This is a genomic window from Proteus genomosp. 6 (assembly GCF_040139785.1).
Classification (GTDB): domain Bacteria; phylum Pseudomonadota; class Gammaproteobacteria; order Enterobacterales; family Enterobacteriaceae; genus Proteus.
The window spans coordinates 1-1,518 of sequence record NZ_JBEEVJ010000040.1; the positions used below are offsets into that span (position 1 = coordinate 1).

Below are 1,518 nucleotides of genomic sequence, written 5' to 3' on the forward strand. Positions count from 1 at the left end.
CGCTTAAAAATAATAAAAGCAGACTTGACCTGATAGTTTGGCTGTGAGCAATTATGTGCTTAGTGCATCTAACGCCGCCATAAACGGCGACAGGGTGGCGCGCCTATTGCGCATAAAATGGCGAAGCCATGCGCAACAGGCGCGGAATCTCTGGCGTCCGGTTTGATGGCTTTGTTATGCAAAGGACTAGTCTTCAATGACGTGTAAACCACGGCGCTTTAAGTCCTCCAACGAATCCAACATTCCCCTTATTAATTCAACAGGATGCCCCTCCCAGTCTTCAACAACGCCAACAATTCTCAAGGGTTCGCAGGTTCTATAGGACTGTGTTGGATTACCGGGAAATCTTTTGTTCGTAAGATTCGGATCGTCTTCGAACGGTCCTGTTGGCTCAACTATGTATATGTAGCCGCGACCCTCGAGGCCAGACAGTGACATAGCAAGTTCAGCTCCCCAAACTGCTGGCTCCATCAAGGCTGAAAAGTAGATGTGCTTAAGAATACGACCGTCCTCGAAATGAGAGATGAACCCTGTGGTTAGCAAGTCACCAATCGCCAAATTGGCTTTGGTTCCATGATAGAACGGTCCTTGCACCTGCTTGTAATTATCATGAGAGATGGGAATCCAATCTTTTACCATTTTAAGACCCTTAATTGTTGGGATTTGGCTGCATAACGTTTGACATGAGGGGCGGCCAAGGGCGCCAGCCCTTGGACGTCCCCCTCGATGGAAGGGTTAGGCATCACTGCGTGTTCGCTCGAATGCCTGGCGTGTTTGAACCATGTACACGGCTGGACCATATGGGGTGGTTACGGTACCTTGCCTCTCAAACCCCGCTTTCTCGTAGCATCGGATCGCTCGCAAGTTGCTCGGCGACGGGTCCGTTTGGATCTTGGTGACCTCGGGATCATTGAACAGCAACTCAACCAGAGCTCGAACCAGCTTGGTTCCCAAGCCTTTGCCCAGTTGTGATGCATTCGCCAGTAACTGGTCTATTCCGCGTACTCCTGGATCGGTTTCTTCTTCCCACCTTCCGTCCCCGCTTCCAAGAGCAACGTACGACTGGGCATACCCAATCGGCTCTCCATTCAGCATTGCAATGTATGGAGTGACGGACTCTTGCGCTAAAACGCTTGGCAAGTACTGTTCCTGTACGTCAGCAAGTGTCGGGCGTGCTTCTTCTCCGCCCCACCACTCGACGATATGAGATCGATTTAGCCACTCATAGAGCATCGCAAGGTCATGCTCAGTCATGAGGCGCAGTGTGACGGAATCGTTGCTGTTGGTCACGATGCTGTACTTTGTGATGCCTAACTTTGTTTTTGCGTTGCTCATGATGTCTAACTCCCAATTTGTGTAGGGCTTATTATGCACGCTTAAAAATAATAAAAGCAGACTTGACCTGATAGTTTGGCTGTGAGCAATTATGTGCTTAGTGCATCTAACTTTGTTTTAGGGCGACTGCCCTGCTGCGTAACATCGTTGCTGCTCCATAACATCAAACATCGACCCACGGCG

The 1,518-nt window shown here is 49.8% G+C and carries 2 protein-coding genes; both read right to left on the bottom strand.

Translation table 11 applies throughout. The features are described 5' to 3' along the window. Positions 1–186: 186 nt before the first annotated feature. Entirely contained in the window at positions 187–639 is a 453-nt protein-coding gene (locus ABN212_RS18650) for an NAD(+)--rifampin ADP-ribosyltransferase Arr-3 (RefSeq protein ID WP_001749986.1), read from the bottom strand. A gap of 96 nt (positions 640–735) precedes the next feature. After that, a complete protein-coding gene (locus tag ABN212_RS18655; RefSeq protein WP_063840321.1) occupies positions 736–1,290 on the bottom strand; it encodes a fluoroquinolone-acetylating aminoglycoside 6'-N-acetyltransferase AAC(6')-Ib-cr5 in 555 nt (184 codons plus the stop codon). Between the last annotated feature and the right edge of the window lie 228 nt (positions 1,291–1,518).